Annotated in this window: 25 protein-coding genes; 16 read left to right on the plus strand and 9 right to left on the minus strand. The window is 71.5% G+C overall.

Going from position 1 to position 19,517, the window contains the following annotated elements; all coding sequences use genetic code 11:
• Positions 1 to 5 precede the first annotated feature (5 nt).
• Positions 6 to 959: an HpcH/HpaI aldolase/citrate lyase family protein gene (locus tag ACFY1S_RS01125; protein WP_387111410.1), complete on the plus strand. Its 954-nt coding sequence runs from the start codon at positions 6 to 8 to the stop codon at positions 957 to 959.
• Between the two features lie 57 nt (positions 960 to 1,016).
• Here the strand turns inward: ACFY1S_RS01125 and ACFY1S_RS01130 are convergent, their stop codons facing one another.
• The gene (locus ACFY1S_RS01130; protein WP_387111413.1) at positions 1,017 to 1,541 is read right to left on the minus strand and encodes a DUF4190 domain-containing protein; all 525 of its coding nucleotides are present in this window, start codon (positions 1,539 to 1,541) and stop codon (positions 1,017 to 1,019) included.
• Positions 1,542 to 1,727: 186 nt separating this feature from the next.
• Here ACFY1S_RS01130 and ACFY1S_RS01135 point away from each other — a divergent pair, with 186 nt between their 5' ends.
• On the plus strand, positions 1,728 to 2,564 hold the full coding sequence (locus ACFY1S_RS01135) for an SDR family NAD(P)-dependent oxidoreductase (protein WP_387111415.1): 837 nt from the start codon (positions 1,728 to 1,730) through the stop codon (positions 2,562 to 2,564).
• 13 nt (positions 2,565 to 2,577) lie between these two features.
• On the opposite strand, the gene ACFY1S_RS01140 is transcribed toward ACFY1S_RS01135, so the two are convergent.
• Positions 2,578 to 3,078 carry a DUF4190 domain-containing protein gene (locus ACFY1S_RS01140; protein WP_387111418.1) on the minus strand — a complete coding sequence of 167 codons (501 nt, stop codon included), beginning with the start codon at positions 3,076 to 3,078 and terminating at the stop codon, positions 2,578 to 2,580.
• Positions 3,079 to 3,253: 175 nt separating this feature from the next.
• Between ACFY1S_RS01140 and ACFY1S_RS01145 the strand changes: the two genes are divergently transcribed.
• The gene (locus ACFY1S_RS01145; protein ID WP_387111420.1) at positions 3,254 to 4,450 is read left to right on the plus strand and encodes an acyl-CoA dehydrogenase family protein; all 1,197 of its coding nucleotides are present in this window, start codon (positions 3,254 to 3,256) and stop codon (positions 4,448 to 4,450) included.
• Between the two features lie 176 nt (positions 4,451 to 4,626).
• Here ACFY1S_RS01145 and ACFY1S_RS01150 read toward each other — a convergent pair whose 3' ends face one another.
• Positions 4,627 to 5,034: a CoA-binding protein gene (locus ACFY1S_RS01150; protein ID WP_387111423.1), complete on the minus strand. Its 408-nt coding sequence runs from the start codon at positions 5,032 to 5,034 to the stop codon at positions 4,627 to 4,629.
• Between the two features lie 26 nt (positions 5,035 to 5,060).
• Positions 5,061 to 6,107 carry an Rv2578c family radical SAM protein gene (locus ACFY1S_RS01155; RefSeq protein ID WP_387111426.1) on the minus strand — a complete coding sequence of 349 codons (1,047 nt, stop codon included), beginning with the start codon at positions 6,105 to 6,107 and terminating at the stop codon, positions 5,061 to 5,063.
• A gap of 92 nt (positions 6,108 to 6,199) precedes the next feature.
• Here ACFY1S_RS01155 and ACFY1S_RS01160 point away from each other — a divergent pair, with 92 nt between their 5' ends.
• On the plus strand, positions 6,200 to 6,619 hold the full coding sequence (locus tag ACFY1S_RS01160) for a thiol-disulfide oxidoreductase DCC family protein (protein WP_387111428.1): 420 nt from the start codon (positions 6,200 to 6,202) through the stop codon (positions 6,617 to 6,619).
• Here the strand turns inward: ACFY1S_RS01160 and ACFY1S_RS01165 are convergent.
• From ACFY1S_RS01165 to trxA, 3 genes are all read right to left on the minus strand, one after another.
• Positions 6,583 to 7,527 (minus strand): MFS transporter permease, encoded by a 945-nt coding sequence (locus tag ACFY1S_RS01165; protein WP_387111430.1) that lies wholly within the window; start codon positions 7,525 to 7,527, stop codon positions 6,583 to 6,585. The two genes, ACFY1S_RS01160 and ACFY1S_RS01165, sit on opposite strands and share 37 nt — an antisense overlap.
• Positions 7,524 to 7,964, minus strand: coding sequence for a hypothetical protein (locus tag ACFY1S_RS01170; protein WP_387111433.1), 441 nt, complete (start codon positions 7,962 to 7,964; stop codon positions 7,524 to 7,526). The genes ACFY1S_RS01165 and ACFY1S_RS01170 overlap by 4 nt, the downstream gene beginning before the upstream one ends.
• Before the next feature lie 154 nt (positions 7,965 to 8,118).
• The gene (trxA, locus tag ACFY1S_RS01175; protein WP_030329190.1) at positions 8,119 to 8,481 is read right to left on the minus strand and encodes a thioredoxin; all 363 of its coding nucleotides are present in this window, start codon (positions 8,479 to 8,481) and stop codon (positions 8,119 to 8,121) included.
• A gap of 547 nt (positions 8,482 to 9,028) precedes the next feature.
• Here trxA and ACFY1S_RS01180 point away from each other — a divergent pair.
• The 11 genes from ACFY1S_RS01180 (at position 9,029) to ACFY1S_RS01230 (ending at position 17,400) form a co-directional block, all read left to right on the plus strand.
• The gene (locus tag ACFY1S_RS01180) at positions 9,029 to 9,544 is read left to right on the plus strand and encodes a MaoC family dehydratase (RefSeq protein WP_139582462.1); all 516 of its coding nucleotides are present in this window, start codon (positions 9,029 to 9,031) and stop codon (positions 9,542 to 9,544) included.
• Between the two features lie 91 nt (positions 9,545 to 9,635).
• Positions 9,636 to 10,160, plus strand: coding sequence for a hypothetical protein (locus tag ACFY1S_RS01185; RefSeq protein WP_387111437.1), 525 nt, complete (start codon positions 9,636 to 9,638; stop codon positions 10,158 to 10,160).
• Positions 10,161 to 10,213: 53 nt separating this feature from the next.
• A complete protein-coding gene (locus ACFY1S_RS01190; protein ID WP_387111440.1) occupies positions 10,214 to 10,837 on the plus strand; it encodes a TrmH family RNA methyltransferase in 624 nt (207 codons plus the stop codon).
• Between the two features lie 82 nt (positions 10,838 to 10,919).
• Positions 10,920 to 11,597, plus strand: a complete 678-nt coding sequence (locus ACFY1S_RS01195) for a DUF6758 family protein (protein ID WP_387111443.1) — start codon at positions 10,920 to 10,922, stop codon at positions 11,595 to 11,597.
• Between the two features lie 116 nt (positions 11,598 to 11,713).
• Entirely contained in the window at positions 11,714 to 11,872 is a 159-nt protein-coding gene (locus ACFY1S_RS01200; protein ID WP_165942702.1) for a hypothetical protein, read from the plus strand.
• 6 nt (positions 11,873 to 11,878) lie between these two features.
• Positions 11,879 to 12,754, plus strand: coding sequence for a PH domain-containing protein (locus tag ACFY1S_RS01205; protein ID WP_364368454.1), 876 nt, complete (start codon positions 11,879 to 11,881; stop codon positions 12,752 to 12,754).
• Positions 12,755 to 12,858: 104 nt separating this feature from the next.
• Entirely contained in the window at positions 12,859 to 13,614 is a 756-nt protein-coding gene (locus ACFY1S_RS01210; RefSeq protein WP_387111447.1) for a SigE family RNA polymerase sigma factor, read from the plus strand.
• Positions 13,611 to 14,873, plus strand: a complete 1,263-nt coding sequence (locus tag ACFY1S_RS01215; protein ID WP_387111449.1) for a hypothetical protein — start codon at positions 13,611 to 13,613, stop codon at positions 14,871 to 14,873. The genes ACFY1S_RS01210 and ACFY1S_RS01215 overlap by 4 nt, the downstream gene beginning before the upstream one ends.
• 70 nt (positions 14,874 to 14,943) lie before the next feature.
• Positions 14,944 to 15,780, plus strand: a complete 837-nt coding sequence (locus ACFY1S_RS01220) for a PHP domain-containing protein (RefSeq protein ID WP_387114194.1) — start codon at positions 14,944 to 14,946, stop codon at positions 15,778 to 15,780.
• A 41-nt stretch (positions 15,781 to 15,821) separates the two neighbouring features.
• Positions 15,822 to 16,436 carry a MarC family protein gene (locus ACFY1S_RS01225; protein ID WP_091394729.1) on the plus strand — a complete coding sequence of 205 codons (615 nt, stop codon included), beginning with the start codon at positions 15,822 to 15,824 and terminating at the stop codon, positions 16,434 to 16,436.
• 136 nt (positions 16,437 to 16,572) lie between these two features.
• Complete coding sequence (locus ACFY1S_RS01230; RefSeq protein WP_387114197.1) at positions 16,573 to 17,400, plus strand: RecB family exonuclease; 828 nt, start codon at positions 16,573 to 16,575, stop codon at positions 17,398 to 17,400.
• A 21-nt stretch (positions 17,401 to 17,421) separates the two neighbouring features.
• Here the strand turns inward: ACFY1S_RS01230 and ACFY1S_RS01235 are convergent, their stop codons facing one another.
• Both ACFY1S_RS01235 and ACFY1S_RS01240 read right to left on the minus strand, forming a co-directional pair.
• On the minus strand, positions 17,422 to 18,339 hold the full coding sequence (locus ACFY1S_RS01235; RefSeq protein WP_387111452.1) for an oxygenase MpaB family protein: 918 nt from the start codon (positions 18,337 to 18,339) through the stop codon (positions 17,422 to 17,424).
• A gap of 63 nt (positions 18,340 to 18,402) precedes the next feature.
• Complete coding sequence (locus ACFY1S_RS01240) at positions 18,403 to 18,831, minus strand: Fur family transcriptional regulator (RefSeq protein WP_387111455.1); 429 nt, start codon at positions 18,829 to 18,831, stop codon at positions 18,403 to 18,405.
• A gap of 193 nt (positions 18,832 to 19,024) precedes the next feature.
• On the opposite strand from ACFY1S_RS01240, the gene ACFY1S_RS01245 reads away from it, so the two are divergent.
• Positions 19,025 to 19,507, plus strand: a complete 483-nt coding sequence (locus ACFY1S_RS01245) for a DUF2231 domain-containing protein (protein ID WP_387111458.1) — start codon at positions 19,025 to 19,027, stop codon at positions 19,505 to 19,507.
• Positions 19,508 to 19,517 lie beyond the last annotated feature (10 nt).

Consider the following 19,517-nt stretch of genomic DNA (forward strand, 5'->3'; position numbering starts at 1 on the left):
CACCCATGGCCGCAGTCGGTCGTCCCCGCCGGTCCTGCCTCGCCGTACCCGGTTCCAGCGTCAAGATGCTCGGCAAGGCGCAGGGTCTCCCGGCCGACCAGGTCTTCCTCGACCTGGAGGACGCCGTCGCCCCGCTGGCCAAACCGGACGCGCGAAAGAACATCGTTGCTGCTCTCAACGAGGGCGACTGGGCCGGCAAGACCCGGGTGGTCCGGGTCAACGACCTGACCACCCCGTGGACCTACCGGGACGTCATCGAGGTCGTCGAGGGCGCCGGCGCGAACCTGGACTGCATCATGCTGCCCAAGGTGCAGAACGCCGAGCAGGTGCACTGGCTGGACCTGCTGCTCACCCAGATCGAGAAGACGCTCGGCCTGGAGGTCGGCCGGATCGGCATCGAGGCGCAGATCGAGAACGCCGCCGGCCTGGTCAACGTGGACGCCATCGCGGGCGCCTCGCCCCGGGTGGAGACCATCATCTTCGGCCCCGCCGACTTCATGGCCTCGATCAACATGAGGTCGCTGGTGGTGGGTGCGCTAATCCCCGACTACCCGGGCGACCCGTACCACTACATCCTCATGCGGATCCTGATGGCCGCCCGGATGCACGACAAGCAGGCCATCGACGGCCCGTTCCTGCAGATCCGCGACGTCGACGGCTTCCGCGAGGTGGCCAAGCGTTCGGCGGCGCTGGGCTTCGACGGCAAGTGGGTGCTGCACCCGGGCCAGGTCGACGCCGCGAACGAGGTGTACCAGCCGGCGCAGGCAGACTACGACCACGCCGAGCTGATCCTCGACGCGTACGAGCACTACACCTCGGAGGCTGGCGGCAAGCTGGGCGCGGTGATGCTCGGCGACGAGATGATCGACGAGGCGTCGCGCAAGATGGCGCTCGTGATCGCCGCCAAGGGCCGGGCCGCGGGCATGAGCCGTACGTCGTCGTTCACCCCGCCGGAGTGACAGGCGGGGTCGGGGTGGGCACCACTGGTGATCACCCCGACCCTCGGCGGTGCGCCGTCAGTAGCTGCTGTCGCTGCTGGCGCCGGTCGTGATCGCGAGGACGATCACCACGATGTAGAAGATGATGAGCAGCACCAGGAGCGCGGTGAGGATCCAGCCGATGATGATGGCCGCCTTCGCCATCCCCTCGCCGCCCTCACCGGTGAGCCGGATCTGCTTCTGAGCCACGTGGCCGAGGATCGCGCCGACCGGCGCGGTGATGCAGGACGCGAAGCCCACCAGGGCCAGCACCAGCGCCGCGATGGCCATCCCGTTGGTCTTCGGGGCCGGCGGGTAGCCGTAGCCGGGGTACTGCGGCGGATACCCAGCCGGGGCGTACCCGGGCGGGGGATATCCGGGCACCGGCTGGCCCGGTGGGGGCTGCGCGCCGGCGTACGGGTCGATCGGCGCGTACGGGCCCGCCGGGCCGGGCTGGGTGGGCACCGGCTGACCGGCCACGAGGGTCGGGTCCGGCGGCGCGCTGGACGGCTGCGCCGACCACGTGGGGTCGGTCCAGCCGCCGGGCGGTGGGGAATTGGTCATGCGAAGTCTCCGTCAGGTCGGGTGCGCCGTCAGGGTAGCCAGCGTCGGGTAAACACGACGCCCCCGCTACCGGGTGCCGCGTTGCTCGGGCCGGTCGCAACGGGCAGGATCCCTGGCATGGCAATAGACGCGCGCGCTGCGGACCGCTCCGGCAGTCGACCGAGACGGGACGTCAGCCGGCCCGGTATGGCGCGACGGGCCCGTGCGGCCACGCCGGCCGGCGGTCCCGGCCCCGACGAGCCTGTCGCGCTCGCCGACCCGGTGACCATGCGGCTCGACGGGCGGGTCGCCCTCGTGACGGGGGCGGGCAGCGCGGACGGCATCGGGTACGCCACGGCCCGCCGTCTAGCCGACCTGGGCGCCCGGGTGGCCATCGTCTCGACCACGCGGCGCATCCACGACCGGGCCGGTGAGCTGGGCGTGACCGGCTTCGTTGCCGACCTGACCGACGAGTCCGAGGTCGGCGCCCTCGCGGACGCGGTCGCCGAGCAGTTGGGCGACGTGGAGGTGCTGGTCAACAACGCCGGCCTGGCGAGCCGGGCCAGCCCGGAGGTGCTGCGGCCGGTCGCGCAGTTGACCTACGACGAGTGGCGCGGCGAGATCGACCGCAACCTGACCACTGCCTTCTTGTGCAGCAGGGCGTTCATCGGCGGGATGGCGGAGCGCGGCTGGGGCCGGATCGTCAACCTGTCGGCCACGGCCGGTCCGGTCAACGCGCTGCCCACCGAGGCTGCGTACGCGGCGGCGAAGGCAGGCGTGGTCGGGCTGACCCGGGCGCTGGCCATGGAGATGATCGCCGACGGGGTGACCGTCAACGCGGTGGCGCCCGGCACCATCTACACAGCGGCGTCCACGATGGCCGAGATCAAGCAGGGGCTTGGCACACCAGTGGGTCGACCGGGCACTCCGGACGAGATCGCCGCGGCTATCAGTTTCCTCTGCTCGCCGGCCGCCTCGTACATCACTGGTCAGATGCTCGTGGTGGACGGCGGCAACAGCGTCCGGGAGGCCCGCTTCCGCTGACCGGCGTGGCCGATCAGTAGCCGCCGCTGTCGCCGGTGTTGCCGAAGATCACCAGGGCCAGCCAGCCACAGCAGGCCAGCACCGTGAGTCCGGTGAAGACGTAGCCGAGGATCAGCCCCCACGTGGCGAGCTGGTCGCCCTCCTCGCCGCTGGTACGGATCTGCCGCTTGGCCACGTGGCCGAGGACGGCGCCGGCCGGGGGGAACACGAAGGCGAACACCAGGGACAGGATCGCCAGCACGTTCGTGCCCCGCCCCGGGCGGGCCGACTGTGGGCCGTACTGGCCGTAGGGGCCCTGCGCGCCGTACGGCGGCTGTTGGCCCCAGTGCCCCGCCTGGTGCGGCCCGGGCTGCCCGTACGGCGACGGTTCGTCCGCCGGCGGCCCGTACGGCGAGCGCTCCGGGGGCGGCTCGTGGGACGGCTGGCCCGGCGCGTACGGCGACTGGTCCCGGGGTGGCTCGTAGGGTGACGGCGGTGGCTCGTCGCCAGGTCCCGACGGCGGCGGGTGGCTCACGGCGTCGTCCTCCTGCCGGTGTCGGAAACGTCCCTCTTGCCGGACGCTACCCGCAGCGGTGAACCTTTTCACAGCGGTTGTGTGGACTGGTCACCTTGGCCTCGCCGGCCCGGAAGCCGATACTGACCGAGCGTTCAGTTACCCATGAGTAGTGCGCTGATCCCCGGAGGCTGAGATGGCTCGACTCGCCCAGACACCCGGCCTGACCGACGTGCAGCAGTCGATTCTGGAGACCGTCCGGGAGTTCGCCGACAAGGAGATCATCCCGCACGCCCAGCGGCTGGAGCACGCCGACGAGTACCCCACCGACATCCTCGACGGGATGCGCGAGATGGGGCTGTTCGGCCTCACCATCGACGAGGAGTACGGCGGGCTCGGCGAGTCGCTGCTCACCTACGCACTGGTGGTGGAGCAGCTGTCCCGGGGCTGGATGTCGATCTCCGGCATCGTCAACACGCACTTCATCGTGGCGTACCTGATCTCCCAGCACGGCTCCGCCGAGCAGAAGTCCCGCCTGCTGCCCAGGATGGCCACCGGCGAGGTGCGCGGGGCCTTCTCGATGTCCGAGCCGGAGACCGGTTCCGACGTCTCGGCGATCAAGTCCCGCGCGGTCCGCGACGGCGACAGCTACGTGCTCAACGGGCAGAAGATGTGGCTGACCAACGGGGCGTACTCCTCGGTGGTGGCCACCCTGGTCAAGACCGACACCGGCGCCGAGTCGGTGTACGGCAACATGAGCACCTTCCTGCTGGAGAAGGAGCCGGGCTTCGGCGAGACCGCCCCCGGCCTCACCATCCCCGGCAAGATCGACAAGATGGGCTACAAGGGCGTCGAGACCACCGAGATGGTGCTCGACGGCGTCACGGTGCCCTACTCGGCCATCCTCGGCGGCGCCGACAAGGTGGGCCGCGGCTTCTACCAGATGATGGACGGCATCGAGGTGGGCCGCGTCAACGTGGCCGCCCGCGCCTGCGGCATCTCCATCCGCGCCTTCGAGCTGGCCGTGCAGTACGCCCAGCAGCGCAAGACCTTCGGCCAGCCGCTCGCCAAGCACCAGGCGATCGCCTTCAAGCTCGCCGAGATGGGTACGAAGATCGAGGCCGCGCACGCCCTGATGGTCAACGCCGCCCGGCTCAAGGACGCCGGCCAGCGCAACGACGTCGAGGCAGGCATGGCCAAGCTGCTCGCGTCCGAGTACTGCGCCGAGGTCGTGCAGGAGGCGTTCCGCATCCACGGCGGCTACGGCTACTCCAAGGAGTACGAGATCGAGCGGCTGATGCGCGAGGCCCCGTTCCTGCTCATCGGCGAGGGCACCTCGGAGATCCAGAAGACCATCATCAGCCGGGGCCTCCTGAAGGAGTACAAGCTCTGACCCGTACGCGGGCCGCCGCGACCGGCTCAGTGATGCGAGCGTTATGACTCACGGGTATGAAAATGACCCTGAGGTATAGCGCTCTCCACTGTCCTGGGCGACATGCCCGGTGCTCCAGTACGCCGCTGCGCGGGATTCCTCGACGGTCCTCGTGACCGCGGCCGACCGAGGGCCCCTCAGCCGAGACGGGTCAGGCCGGCGGCGGCGCGTTCCACGATGAGGCAGCGGTCCTCGACGTAGTCCATTCCCGCCTCCTCGGCGATCCGCCGCGCCTCGGCCGAGGCGATGCCCAGCTGCAACCAGACGGCCGGGGCGCCGATCGCCGCCGCGTCCCGGACCACCTGTACGGCGTCGGCGGCCGGCCGGAACACGTCCACCAGGTCGACGGGGTGCGGGATGTCGGCAAGAGTCGGGTAGGCCCGCTCGCCGAAGAGTTCGTCGACAGTCGGGTTGACCGGGATGATGCGCCAGCCGTACCGCTGCATCTGCAACGGCACGCTGTGCGCGGCCTTGCTCGGGTCGCGGGACGCGCCCACGACGGCGATCACGGCGGAGTCGGCGAGGATTTGATGAGCGGTACGCACCCGCCGACTGTAGCTCCGGCCTCGGCCTAGAGCAGGGTGAGCTGCTCGGCGTCCGGCGGTGGTGGCGGCTCGGGCAGGCTGCGGTTGTCGCCCATCTCGGCGCGGTGCAGGCCGTGGCGGCGGGCCGCGATGCGCACCCGCGCGGTCAGCTCCCGCTGGTACGCCTGCGGCGCGTAGGAGCCGGCCCGGTACAGATCGCGGTAGCGGGGCACGAGGTGCGGGTACTCCCGGCCCAGCCAGTGGGCGTACCACTCACGGGCGCCGGGACGCAGGTGCAGGGCCAGCGGCGTCACACTGCTCGCACCGGCGGCCGCGACCGCCGACACCGTCGCCTCGATGGACTCGTCGCTGTCGCTGAGGCCGGGCAGGATCGGGGCCATCAGCACCCCGACGGAGAAGCCGGCATCGGTGAGCGCCCGGACCGCGTCCAGTCGGCGGCGCGGGTGCGGTGTGCCCGGCTCGACGCTGCGCCACAGCTGCTCGTCGACGAAGCCCACCGAGAAGGAGATGCCGACCCTGGTCACCTGGGCGGCCTCGCGCAGCAGGGGCAGGTCCCGCAGGATCAGCGTGCCCTTGGTCAGGATCGAGAACGGGTTGGCGAAGTCGCGCAGGGCCGCGATGATCTGCGGCATTAGCCGGTAACGGCCCTCGGCCCGCTGGTAGCAGTCCACGTTGGTGCCCATCGCCACGTGCGCGCCCCGCCACCTCGGCGCGGCCAGCTCCCGCCGCACCAGCTCACCGGCGTTGACCTTGACGATCACCTTCCGGTCGAAGTCGACACCGGCATCAAGATCGAGATAAGTATGAGTATTTCTCGCAAAACAATAAACGCAGGCATGGGAACAGCCTCGGTACGGGTTGATCGTCCACTCGAACGGCACGCGGGACTGCCCGGGCACCCGGTTGAGGATGGACTTGGCCTGCACCTCGTAGAAGGTCATCCCGGCGAACTCGGGGGTGTCGAAGGTGCGGGCAACGGCGCCGGGCAGCGCCAGCGGCAGGGGTGGCGTCGCTGGCGCTGCCCGCTCGGGGTCTCCCTCAACCGGGGGAGCGGTGAGGTTGTCCCAGCGCATGGGCACTATTCGAACACGTGTACGAGGTCGGCGCAAGTGACCCGCCGGACATCGGTGACTGATCCACGGTGCGGCGGGGGAGGATGGACGGCATGGAGACGTCGACCTTCGTCTACGACGGTGACTGCGCGTTCTGCACGGCCTGCGCGGAGTTCATCGAACGTCGGATCCCCACCACCGCGCGGGTGGTGCCCTGGCAGTTCGCCGACCTCGACGCGCTCGGCCTCACAATGGCCGAGTGCGAGGAGGCCGTGCAGTGGGTCGGCGCTGACGGCTCCCGCGCCGCCGGACCGGACGCCATCGCGAAGTTGCTCGCCGCGAGCGGCCCGTTGTGGCGGGTCGCCGGGGCCGGCCTGCGGTTTCCACCGGCCCGCGCGGCGGCCTGGCCTCTGTACCGCTGGGTGGCGCGCAACAGGCATCGCCTGCCGGGCGGTACGGCCGCCTGCTCGCTGCCGCAGGAGGCCCGGGAACGGCTCTACGGCCCGGCCGGTCGCCCGACCACCGGCGCCTGATCGCCGAGGGACACGGATGCCGGGTCCGACTCCGTGCCGGGCTCGGCCTGGTCGTCGACCGCGCCCGTCACGGGCCGGGGCGCGGGGCGGCCGGCGAGGCGGCGGGCCCAGACGATCGGGCGGACCCGCTCCAGCGGCAGGAAGCTGGTCATCGCGGCCAGGTGCGGCGCGAACGAGATGGTGATGGTCGCGATGGTGACCGCGTGGAACGAGTAGAAGAAGCCGACCATGGCGAGTCGCCAGCGGGGTGGCAGGAAGAAGACCACAGGGCTGAGCAGCTCGAACGCCACGATGCCGAACTGGGCGACGATCAGCAGGTACGGCACCTGAGCGATGAGGTCCGCCAGCTCGGTGCCGCGCCTGATGATCGCCCGGGCCAGCACCGAGCCGGTCAGCCAGTCCAGCCCGCCGAAGCGCAGCTTGGCGAAGGCGGCCAGGAAGTACGTGCAGATCACCGCTATCTGGGTGACGCGTAGGGCCCAGCCGCCGGCCTCGGTGCGTGTGGTGTCGCCGTGCCGGGCCCGACCGGCGGTGGGCAGGACGGCGAGCGCGACGAGCAGCCCGAACCGGTCGTGGTCGACCTTCCCGTAGCTCATCGCGATGATCATCCACTCCAGGTACAGCGCGCAGACCGTCCAGCCGAGCAGTCGCGGTGCCCGTCCGGTGGCGGCGAGGAGCGCGAGCACCAGCAGGGACCAGAAGATCACCGCGACCACCGCCGCGGTAGGCGTCGGCAGGTGGAGCAGGCGGCCGATCAGCAGTGGTTGGTAGAGGTCGCCGGGCACGCTGACCCGGGTGCGTACCCAGGGGGTGAAGATCACCAGGTCGGCGGCCACGAAGAGGTAGATGACGGTCCGGAACGCGGCCACCCGCCCCCGGGGCACGGCCTCGGTCAGCCAGCGGGTCATCGGGATGCCTGCCAGCGCACGACCGTCTCGTCGGTGTGCTGCCCGGTCGGCCGGCCGGCGCGGATGCCGTGCCAGCGGATCACGATGCGGACCTCGACCAGCGCGGGGGCGTCGGGGTGGCGTTCGGCGTACGCGTCGGCGACCTCGGTGAGCAGCGCCGGGTCGGCGGCGTACCGGGCCTGCTGGCCCTCGATCTCGGCGCGGCGGATGCCTGTCGCGTTCTGATCGAGGTCGATCACGGCCCCGGCGGCGTTCACGCCTTCGACCCGGGTGTCCGGAGCGGGTGCGTTCGGCGGGTTCGAGGTGGAGTACATCCGGAACGGGCCGAACGGGAAGTCGTCGTCGCTGCCCCAGAAGGTGCCGACGACCAGCAGGGCGAGGCCGAGTGCGGTCGCGCCGAGCCGGGTCACGCGCCCGCGGGTGGTCAGGGTCTCCATCGGGTCGTGACGATACGGGATGTACCGACCGTGTCGGGTCCCACCGACGGTCACTTCGGTCTGTCCGGGAAGCTGATCATGCGCGTTTCCTCCGGGTACGACGAAGGCCGGGCCCGCACCGGGCCCGGCCTGCGCATGTCGTCGTGGGGACGACTCAGTGGTTGTGCTCGGCCAGCTGCTTGCGGACGTCGTCCATGTCCAGTGCCTCGACCTGCTCGATCAGGTTCTCCAGGGCGGACTCGGGAAGCGCGCCCGGCTGGGCGAAGACGATGACGCCGTCGCGGATCGCCATGATCGTCGGGATCGACCGGATGTCGAACTTGGCGCCCAACTCCTGCTGGGCCTCGGTGTCGACCTTGCCGAAGACGATGTTCTGGTGCTTCTCCGAGGAGCGCTCGTAGACCGGGGCGAACCGCTTGCACGGGCCACACCAGTCGGCCCAGAAGTCGACCAGGACGATGCCGTCGTTGCCGGTCACCTCGTCGAAGTTCGCCGAGGTCAGCTCAACGGTTGCCATTGCACTCTCCGATCACCGCGGTTTACCTACGTCCCGTAGAACCAGGGCTGACCGTATCGAATTCCCGGGCGGTGGGGCGCGAAACGTGCCGCGGGCTGCCCGGGGCCCCCGCGAGTCATCGATCCGCGTCTGTCCGTGCCGGTCGTGCGGAACGCAAGTGCACGACGCACTTGCGTGACCAGCCGTGATGGGAGCGTTTCCAGGGAGATCCACGCCATTGAGCACTACGAATCGGTAACTTGAGCCCTGACAAGGAGGTATCCAGCCTGCGGAGATCGCCGATCAACTCGTGTTCCGTCACGCACAGTAGTGTTACAAAAAGATAAATGTGGCCTCGATCTCTGTCGAACCTACGCCGCCGTAGGGCAGAATTCCTCGCATCAGAGCGTGGGCGGCGGGTGCCGGGGAGGGCCCCGCCGCTCATTGCGTCTCCCCCCGTGAGTGACAGGTGTGACATTTCCGCCGTGGTCACGCCCCGCCGATCGCCTTAACCACCGGTAAGGCATGCTGTGCCGAACTCCATCGCCGCCCGTCGAAGGGGACCAGGATGCAGTTCGGCCGCTACTACGAGGAGTTCGAGGTCGGCGCGGTCTACCGGCACTGGCCGGGCAAGACCGTCACCGAGTACGACGACCACCTCTTCTGTCTGCTCACCATGAACCACCACCCCTTGCACATGGACGCGCACTACGCCGAATCGGCCAGCCAGTTCAAGCGCAACGTCGTGGTCGGCAACTACATCTACTCGCTGCTGCTCGGCATGTCCGTGCCGGACGTCAGCGGCAAGGCGATCGCCAACCTGGAGGTCGAGTCGCTGCGGCACGTGGCGCCCACCTTCCACGGCGACACCATCTACGGCGAGACCACGGTGCTGGACAAGCGGGAGTCCGGCTCCAAGCCGGACCGGGGCGTGGTGTCGGTGGAGACCCGCGGCTACAACCAGGACGGCACGATGGTCTGCGTCTTCCGCCGGAAGGTCATGGTCCCCAAGCGGGAGTACGCGGCAAGCGCCGTCCCCGACGGGGTGGACCCGGAGCGCCCGAGCTTCCCCACCCCACGCTGAACGCACGTGGCGTCCCGGACGCCGCACCACCAGGGCTCCTTCCCCTCAGCAGGTTCTGCCGGGGTCGGGCCCTGGTCCCTTTTTGGGGCATATGCTGACGCCGGAGGTTCCGATGAGCCACTCCGTCGCCGGAGAGCCGTCCTCTGCCGGCCGCCGTGCCGCACCGCTGACCACCGCTGCCTACTCCGCCGCCGAATGGGACCTGCTCACGAGCCTTCCCGGTCGGGTGCTCGTGGCCGCCGCCGCTCCCGGGCCGGGCCGTCCCGAGCGGGGCGTCCCGGCGGGCCTCGCCGGCCTGGACGCGGTGGCGGCCGGGCGGGCCTTCGACAGTGACCTCGTCCGTGCCGTCGTCGCCGCGATCTATGCCCGCCACGACGGCGCCCCACAGCCCGGCGAGCGACTCACCGACCTGGTGGATCTGCTGGCCGCCTGCCGGGCGGCGGTCCGGGTCCTGCGCCGACGCGCCGACCCCGCCGACTCTGCCGCGTACCGCCAGTGGGTGCAGTCGGTCGCGGCGCGGGTCTGTCGGGCGGCACCAGGCGCTGCCGGTCAGCCGCCGAGCCCGGCCGACAGGCGTTTCCTGGACCGGCTCGGCCGCGCGCTCGGGTTGGGCTGACATCGGCGGGCCGTCGCGGCGGGCGCCGCGGTGGTCCGTACCCTCTGATGACCGTGACCGACGACCAGCTTGAGGTGGGTGTGGGCCCCTGGCCGGGGGACCCGCCGGACGACAGTCGCTACGACCCGCGGTTGCTGGCCGAGGGCGACAGGCGCAACGTGGTCGACCGCTACCGCTACTGGCGGCACGAGGCGATCGTCGCCGACCTGGACCGGCGCCGGCACGGCTTCCACGTCGCCATCGAGAACTGGCAGCACGACTTCAACATCGGCACGGTGGTTCGCAACGCCAACGCGTTCATGGCCGCCGAGGTGCACATCGTCGGACGACGGCGGTGGAACCGGCGCGGCGCCATGGTGACCGACCGGTACCAGCACGTCCGTCACCACGAGACGATCGAGGAGTTCGTCGACTGGGCTGCCGGGCGGGGGCTGCCCGTCTTCGGTATCGACAATCTGCCCGGCTCGCTCCCGCTGGAGACCGGCACCCTGCCGCGGGACTGCGTGCTGTTGTTCGGCCAGGAGGGGCCCGGTCTCTCCGAGCCGGCCCGCGCGGCCTGCGACCAGCTCTACTCCATCGCCCAGTACGGCTCCACCAGGTCGATAAACGCGGGCGTTGCCAGCGGGATCGCCATGCACGCGTGGATCCGTACCCACGCCGGTCCGCCGCCGGACTGAATCCGCGCCGCGCCGGCCCGATCGGACGGTCCGGCTTGACGCGCGGGCGGTACGGGGCGACGGTGGGGATGTGAGTGTCGCGGTGAGTTGTCCGAGATGCGGGGGCCCGGTACGGGCGCCGGATCTGATGCACACCGAGTCGAGGTGCCTGGGTTGCGGGCCGGTCCCGCCGCTGCACGTGCCCGAACACATCGGACCGGAGATCGTGGCGAGCGTGGTGGACCGCATCACCGCGACCGCGGACGCGCCTGTGACGCCGCTCTGGTGTCCGTGGCCGCTGCCGCCCGGCTGGACCCTCACCGGCGTGGCGTACGCGGGGGACGAGCGGACCGGTGTGCGGGCGACCGCCGTGGCCTGCGCGGGCCCGGCGCCGCTCGGTGGAGGCCCGGCCGACCTGGTCTTCGTGGCCGAGGAGCCGGGTGTCGGCCTGGGCACGCGACTCGCCGGACTGTCCGGTCCGGACCCGGGACCGCAGCTGGTCGACGCGCTCACCGACCCCGGCCCGGGTCATCCGGAGCACGTGGGGCAGGCCCGGATCAGGGTCGGCGGGCACCCGACTCCACTGTGGTTGGTGAATTCACGAACGGATCGAAGCGCGTACGCCGGCGAGGCTCGGGGAATGTGGCTGCATGCGATAGCCTGGCCGGCGAGTGCGGGACATCTGCTCGCGGAAGACGTCGTGCTACACGACCTGACCGAGTGGACTCCGCCCGAACTCGTGTACGGCGCACCATCTCCGCACCTATCAGGTAGGGCTTGACAACCCACCCTGATTGACGGAGAACGGACGCAGATATTCACTGTACGACACCACACTGATACTCTGGGTGCCGCTGCGGTAATGGGACCCGGCGCCGCGCGAGAGGATGGCCCGCCATGGTCAAGAAGGTCCTCACCTGGGCCGGAATCGCATTCTTGATCTTCTTCGTCGCCTACCGGCCAAACTCGGCGGCGGATGTGTTCAAGTCTCTCGGTGGTGGCATCGTCGACATCGCCCAGGGTTTCGGCGACTTCTTCACGAGCCTCGTCGCCTAGCCGTCGATGGGCAGCCCCTCCGGTCCACCCTTCGACCCGGACGACCCTGACCGGGAACGTCGCGAGCGGGACACCGAGCCGATTCCGCGGATCGGGCCGGATGACGGCCCGGGCTACGGTGCTGGTCCGGGCCTGTCCGACGGGCCGTCCCTGTCGGACGACGTCGGCTACGGCGACGGTCCCGGCTACGCCGGGGAGGGTCGGTCCGGCCGGGCCTGGATCCGTGATCCCGAGGCCAGCTACCAGCCGCCGCAGATCTCCGAGGACGAGCTGGCCGGGCTGCGCGCGGACGCGACTGGCGCGACTCCTCGGCGGGTGCTGCCGCTGGAGGACGAGCCCAGTTCACTCGTCGCCCGTTACCTCTTCCCCACCGAGCGCTACCGGGGCGAGTGGAAGCGGCACTGGGTCCACCTCACCACCCCGCTGCTGATCGGCGTCGCGGCGACCTTCGTGCTTGGCTACCTCTCCGGCTTCCTCGCCGGGCAGAACGTGGGCGCGTTGACGACAATCGCCGTGCTGCTCTGGTTCGCCGTCATGGGCTGGGTGGCGTGGAAGGTCGCCGACTGGTGGTACGACCGGTTCATCCTGACCAACAAGCGGGTGATGGTGGTCAACGGCATCGTCACCCGCAAGGTGGCAATGATGCCGCTGGTCCGGGTCACCGACATGAAGTACGAGCAGACTCCGACCGGCCGGGCGCTCAACTACGGCACGTTCGTGCTGGAGTCGGCCGGCCAGGAGCAGGCCCTCCGCGAGATCAAGAATCTGCCCAACCCGAACGAGCTCTACCTGCGAGTGGTGGAAGAGATGTACGAGCCGCAGGCGGTGGAGGCCCGGTTGGGCAAGGAGGCCGACGAGGCCAAGGCCGACGACGGGGCGTGAAGGTTTTCGTCCGAACATCGGAGCAAGTGCGCACCTTTCGTCATGGACCAGACGGCCTCTGACGTGGCACTCTGCCAGGACGGCCGGGTGGCGGGAGGTGGGCGGTGGCGAGCAGGGACTCGTTGGAGGAGGAGTTTCGCGACTTCGTCGCGGCTCGTTCCGCCGCGCTGCTGCGCACCGCGTACCTGCTCACCGGTGACTGGGCGACGGCCGAGGATCTGCTCCAGACGGCGCTCACCAAGACCTACCTGGCGTGGAAGCGCCTCGGCGGGATCGAGGCCGTCGAGCCGTACGCCCGACGGGTGATGGTCAACACCTCCACGAGCTGGTGGCGGCGGCGCTGGCACGGTGAGCGCCCCACCGAGGTGCTTCCCGAACGGGCCGGTGTCGACGAGATCGAGCAACAACTGGACCGTGACCTGCTCTGGCGGCATCTCAAAGAGCTGCCCACGCGCCAGCGCGCGGTGCTGGTGCTGCGTTACTACGAGGACATGTCGGAGGCGCAGACCGCCGCGATGCTGGACATCTCCCCGGGCACCGTGAAGAGCCAGGCGTCCCGGGCGCTTTCCACCCTGCGCCGCCGGATGGGATCCGCCCTGCCGGACCTGGACGGCGAAGCCGCCACGCCGGCCGAGGCGAACCGCACCCGCGGGGCTGCCACCGCCGGTGGCGCGGGCAGTCCGAGCCGGAGGGGCACCGCCGGCGGCGGTACGCCTCGACCCCGGCCGGTGCCGGACCGGTCCGTACCCAACCCGTCCGCTGCCCGTCCGGCCACCCCACGCCCGATCGGTCCGTCGATCGAGCTGCCCTCCGCTCCGGCGGCCGTGCCCGTTGGCACCGGTCCCGGAGAGAAGAAGTGAGCGGGTACCGGGGCCGGTCCGACAACCTGACGGGCCGGCCGGCGCGTCCATACGACGTGCGGCCCGACGAGATCGAAGGCGCGGTGCGGGAGACCCTCTCGCGCCAGGTCGCTGTCGCCCGTCCGCTGAGCGCCGACCCCGCCGGCCAGGCCATCCGCCGCGGGAACCGGATCCGCCGCAGGCGTACCGCGGCCGGTCTCTCGCTCGCGGCGATCGCCACAGTCCTGGTCAGCACCGGCATGGCCCAACTCGGTCAGGACTCCGGGCGGGAGGGCTCACCCATCGTCGTCATCGGTGACCCCGACCCGTCGGCCCGACCGATCCCCACGGCCACCGTGCCCGCCCCCCTGCCCTCGCCCGGCATGTCCGCCGATCTGCTCGTCGGCGGGACGTTGATCAGCGCCGACGGGAAACGACTCGAACTGCCCAGCGTCGGGCCGGCCGAGAGCGCCCGACCTCTGCCCGCCGGTGGAGGGTTGCTTGTGGTCGGCACGCAAACCACGGCCGGCCGATCCCTCTGGGTCGCCCAGGACGACGGGCTGGTGCAGGTGCTGCTGGCCGGGGCGGGCGGGATCGTCGTGGCACCCGACGGCCGTCAGGTCGCCTGGCGCGACGGCACCGACCTCGTGGTTGCGGGAGTGATCGGCACCCAGCTCATCGGCTCGGCGCGTACGCCGGTGCCGGCCGGGGCGGAGCCGGTCCGGTTCGTCGGCGACAGCGTGCTGGTCCGGCTCGATCCGGACGCGCCGGGGCACGCCCTGTGGCGGCCGGGTGCCGGGCAGTTGACCCCGGACGGCGGCCGGCACACCCTCAACGTCTACGGCACTCTGCCGGACGGGCGTCTGGTCGGTCAGGTCGCGGAGGGCGAGCCGGGCGACACCTGCCTGGCCGTGCTCGACCCCACGCCCGCGCTGAAGACGGTGGGCACCGGCTGCGGCCCAGAACTGAGCACGGACGGTGCCGGCGGGATCTCCCCCGACGGGCGGTGGCTCCTGGTGAACGGGAGGGCAGGCAAGGCCGACCGGTCCCTGCTTGTCGACCTGAGCCGGCTCGGTCCGGCCCTGACCGCCCTGCCGGCCGGCCCGCCGGTGACCGGTGCGGTCGCCTGGACGACCGGATCGGCGGCCTCGTACGTCGACGGCGCCGGCCAGCTGGTCCGGGTCGACGTCGACCAGGTACGGGCCGGGAAGCCGGCCGAGCCGTCCCCCGTCGCCGACCTGGGACCGGGGGACCGTCCAATCCTGGTGACCGGCTCCTGACGGTGGCGCCGACCTCCTGGGTACCGTCGGGGCCGTGATCTCGCGTACCGGACCCGCAGCACGGATCGACATGCACACCCACTCGACGGCAAGCGACGGCACGCTCAGCCCGGCCGAGCTGGTCCGGGCGGCCTCCCGAGCCGGGCTGGACGTCCTGGCGATCACCGATCACGACACCACCGCCGGCTGGGAGCCGGCGGTGCGGGCGCTGCCGCCGGGGCTGCGCCTGATCCGGGGAGCGGAGCTGTCCTGCCGCTGGTCCGGTAACGACCCGGCGGTGCCGCTGCACCTGCTGGCGTACCTGTTCGACCCGGACCATCAGGAACTCGTGGCCGAGCTGGCCCGGGTACGCGCGGCCCGCGAGGAGCGCGGCGAACGCATCGTCGCGCTGCTGCGCGCCGACGGCATCGACGTGAGCTGGCCGGACATCCTGGCCGGCGCGGGCGGTGGCACGGTGGGCCGACCGCACATCGCGCAGGCGCTGATCCGGGCGGGTCTGGTCGGCAGCACCGGGGAGGCGTTCGGTCCGGACTGGCTGGGGGAGCGGTACCGGCTGCCCAAGGAGGACATCGACGTGTTCCGGGCCGTCCGGCTGGTCCGGGCGGCCGGCGGTGTGCCGGTCTTCGCCCATCCCCGGGCCACCAGACGCGGACGGGTGGTGCCCGACGAGCTGATCGCCGATCTGGCCGCCGTCGGGTTGGCCGGGCTGGAAGCCGACCACGAGGACCACAGCCCGGCCGAGCAGGCGCACGTACGCGCCCTCGCCGCCGAGCTGGGCCTGCTGGTCACCGGTTCGTCCGACTTTCACGGCACCCACAAGACCGTCCAGCTCGGCGCGTTCACCACGGGCGTCGAGGCGTACGAGCGGATCGTCGATGCCGGGGTGACCGAGGTCGCTTCGGGCTGATCCGAGCATTTCGTCCACCGTGCCACAGCTAGGTTGATCACGTGGATCTGAAGCTGTTCGGCGAGGTTTTCGTGACCCTGCTGGTGATCACCGACCCGCCGGGCATGATGCCGATCTTCCTGGCGCTGACCGGCCCGCTGCCGGCCCGGGACCGTAACCGTGCCGCCTGGCAGGCGGTAGCGCTGGCGCTCGGCGTCATCGTGATCTTCGCGGTGGCCGGCCAGACCCTGCTCGACTACCTGCACGTCGACCTGCCGGCCCTCCAGGCCGCAGGCGGACTGCTGCTCGTACTCGTCGCCCTGGAACTGCTCACCGGCAAGGCCGACGACCCGAGCCAGCAGGTCACCTCGAACATCGCGCTGGTGCCGCTGGGCACCCCGCTGCTCGCCGGCCCGGGCGCCATCGTGGCCACCATGCTCTTCGTCCAGCAGGCCGACGGGCTGGGCGAGTTCAGCGCCATCGCCGTGGCGATCCTCGCCGTGATGGTCGCCGTCTGGATCGTCCTGCGCTTCTCCGGCGGCATCGTGAAGATTCTCCGGCCCGGTGGCATCGAGGTGCTGACCCGGATCGCCGGGCTGCTGCTGGCCGCGATCGCCGTGCAGCTCATCGCTGACGCGGTAGCCGCCTTCGTGACGCAGTACGTGAACATGGCCTGACCGGGGCACCGCGCTGTCGGGGGTGGATGGCAGGATCGCAGGCGTGCGACGAGCCTCACCAGCCGGACGACCCGCCGCCGGCGGCCGGCCGCCTCACCAGCGCGCCGGTGCCCCCGAGCAGCTCGGCTTCGAGGGCATGCCGGAGCGGCTGTTCGTCTGCACCCCGAGCAAGCTCGGCGCGTACGCGGACTGCCCACGCCGCTACCGCTACTCCTACGTCGACCGGCCGACCCCGCCGAAGGGGCCGCCGTGGGCGCACAACTCCCTCGGCGCCAGCGTGCACACCGCCCTGAAGAACTGGTATGCGCTGCCCACCGAGCGGCGCCGGCCCGAGGCGCTGGCCACCCTGCTCAAGGGCACCTGGGTGCGCGAGGGCTACCGCGACGACGAGCAGGAGCGCGCCGCGTTCCGGCGGGCGTTGGGCTGGCTGGAGGCGTACGTCGAGACGCTGGATCCGGACACCGACCCGCTGGGTGTGGAGCGGGTGGTGGCGGTCAAGACGGCGGTGCTCGCCTTCAACGGTCGGGCCGACCGCATCGACTCCCGACCCGGCCCGGACGGGCCTGAGCTGGTCATCGTCGACTACAAGACCGGCCGCACGGGGCTGGACACCGACGACGCGCGGGGTTCGCAGGCGTTGGCGCTCTACGCGTACGCGGCCGAGCGGGTGTTTCGCCGGCCCTGCCGCCGGGTGGAGCTGCACCACCTGCCGACCGGCACGGTCGCCGGTCACGCCCACACGGTCGAGTCGCTGACCCGGCAGGTGACCCGTGCCGAGGAGACGGCCCGCGACATCATGGCCGCCGAGCGGGCGGTGGCCGACGGTGGCGACGCGGATGAGGCGTTCCCGACGGCGCCCGGCCCGCGCTGCGGCTGGTGCGACTTCCGGCGGCACTGCCCGACCGGCTCCCAGACTCCCGGCAAGGAGCCGTGGGCTGCCGTGGACCGTCCCGCCGACGGCTGACCCGGGCCGGCTCGGCCCTGGTCAGTCGGCCAGCAGCGCCGCGACGCCCTGCCGCCCGTCCTGCCCCGCCGGCGATGTCGCTGCCTGCCGCGCGGCGGCGTGCCGTTCGGCGCGCTGCTTCGCGGCCTGCGTCAACGGGCCCTCCAGGTAGCGGCGGGGCACCGCAGTGAGCGCGAGACGCAGGGCGCGCACGCTCAGGTCCGCCGTCAGCGCGGTGGTGGGCAGCCCGAGCCCGCCGTACATCCGGCGGGCCCACGCCGGCAGCAGCCCGAGCGCGGTGCCGGCGATTCCCAGGTACGCCCAGCGTGGCGGGCCGAGGGTGAGCCCGAGCCGGGCGGGCAGGCTGAGCTTCCACGGCAGCGGCGGAGCGGTGAGGAACAGCGCCGTCTCGGCGGCCTCCCGGGTCATCCGCAGCCCCGGCCGTACGGCCCGGTAGTAGTCGTCCACCTCGGCGGCGGTGCCGGGGACGGTGGCCGGGTCCAGGCCGACGAGCGCGGCGGAGCGGCGCTGCTCGGTGTAGTAGCGGTCCACCTCGTCGTCGGTCAGCGGCAGGCCGGCCCGCCGGGCGGTGTCGAGGAAGGACTCGACCTCGGCGACGTGCACCCAGCACAGCAGGTCGGGATCGTCGATCCGGAACTCCTCACCGGTGCGCGGATCGGTGGCTCGCAGCCGGGCGTGCAGCCGGCGCAGTCGGGCGCCGGCCGCCTCCGCCTCGGCGGTGGTGCCGTAGACGGTGGTCCCCACGAAGGTGGCGGTGCGCACCAGCCGCCCCCAGGCGTCGGTGCGGTAGTCGCTGTTCTGCGCGACCCCGGCCATCGCCCTGGGGTGCAACGCCTGGAGGTAGAGCGAGCGCAGGCCGGCGACGATCAGGATCGGCTCGTCGTGCACCTTCCACGTGACCGAACCCGGACCGAAGAGGCCGAGGTCATCGGAGTCCACCGCCCAAGAGTGCCACGCCCGTGCCGGCCTCGCCGCTCGCCGACGGGTGCCGGGCGCTGTGGGTCAGCGGTCGGCGGACCGGCGGGACTTACAGCTCGGGCAGAGCCCCCAGAACGTCACTTCCGCCTCGTCCACCTCGAAGCCGTGGGAGACGTGCGGCTCCAGGCAGGGGGCGCTGCCGACCGCGCAGTCGATGTCGGCGATCTCGCCGCAGCCCCGGCAGACCACGTGGTGGTGGTTGTCGCCCACCCGCGCCTCGTACCGGGCGGGACTGCCGGCGGGTTCGATACGGCGGGACAACCCGGCCCGGGACAGCGCGCCGAGCACGTCGTACACCGCCTGGGTGGAGACCGAGTCGAGGCGTTCACGGACCCGCCTGGTGATCTCGTCGACCTCCAGGTGGCCACCACTGGCCAGCACGTCGAGCACCGCGAGGCGCGGTCGGGTGACCCGCAGCCCTCTCGATCGCAGCAACTCCTCGGCACCGGACATGCGCCAATGACAGCACGGACGACAGGCATCGACAACCGGCGTGTCGCCGGGGTGGCCACCGACACAGCCGACGGGCCGAGCCGATCGATGAACCCGAGCGCGCCGCCGTGCGTGTCTGAGTGCGAGAGCTCGGAGGCGGGCCGGCCGCCCGTAGGCTGGCGGTCCTGCGACCGTTGATCCACCTGGAGGTTCGATGTTCGAGGAGATCCTGGGTCTACCGGTCCACGTGCTGGTGATCCACGCGGTGGTCCTGTTCGTGCCGCTGCTGGCGGCGCTTGCCATCGCGTACGTGGGTCTGCCCCGGTGGCGGCACCGGCTGGACTGGGCGCTGGGTCTGCTCGCCGTGGCCGCCCCGGTGACCACCTTCGTGGCCGTCGAGTCGGGTGAGGCGTTCACCGACGCGCTTGTCGCCAGGGGTTTCCAGGGGCCGATCCTCGACCAGATCTTCGAGCACTCCCGGTACGGCGACATCCTGTTCCGGATCGTGGTGCCACTCGGGATCGTGGCGATCCTGCTGCTGGCGGCGACCAGCGGGCATCCGCGGGTGCCGCGGCTGCCGGCGTTGGTCATCCCGGTGCTGGCGGTGGCCGTCGTCGCGCTCTCCATCGCCTCGCTGGTCTACGTCTACCTGACCGGTCACTCCGGCGCCGAGGCGGTCTGGGGCACCACCCTCTGACCTGTCGCGG

It is taken from the genome of Micromonospora sp. NPDC000663 (assembly GCF_042898105.1).
Lineage (GTDB): Bacteria > Actinomycetota > Actinomycetes > Mycobacteriales > Micromonosporaceae > Micromonospora.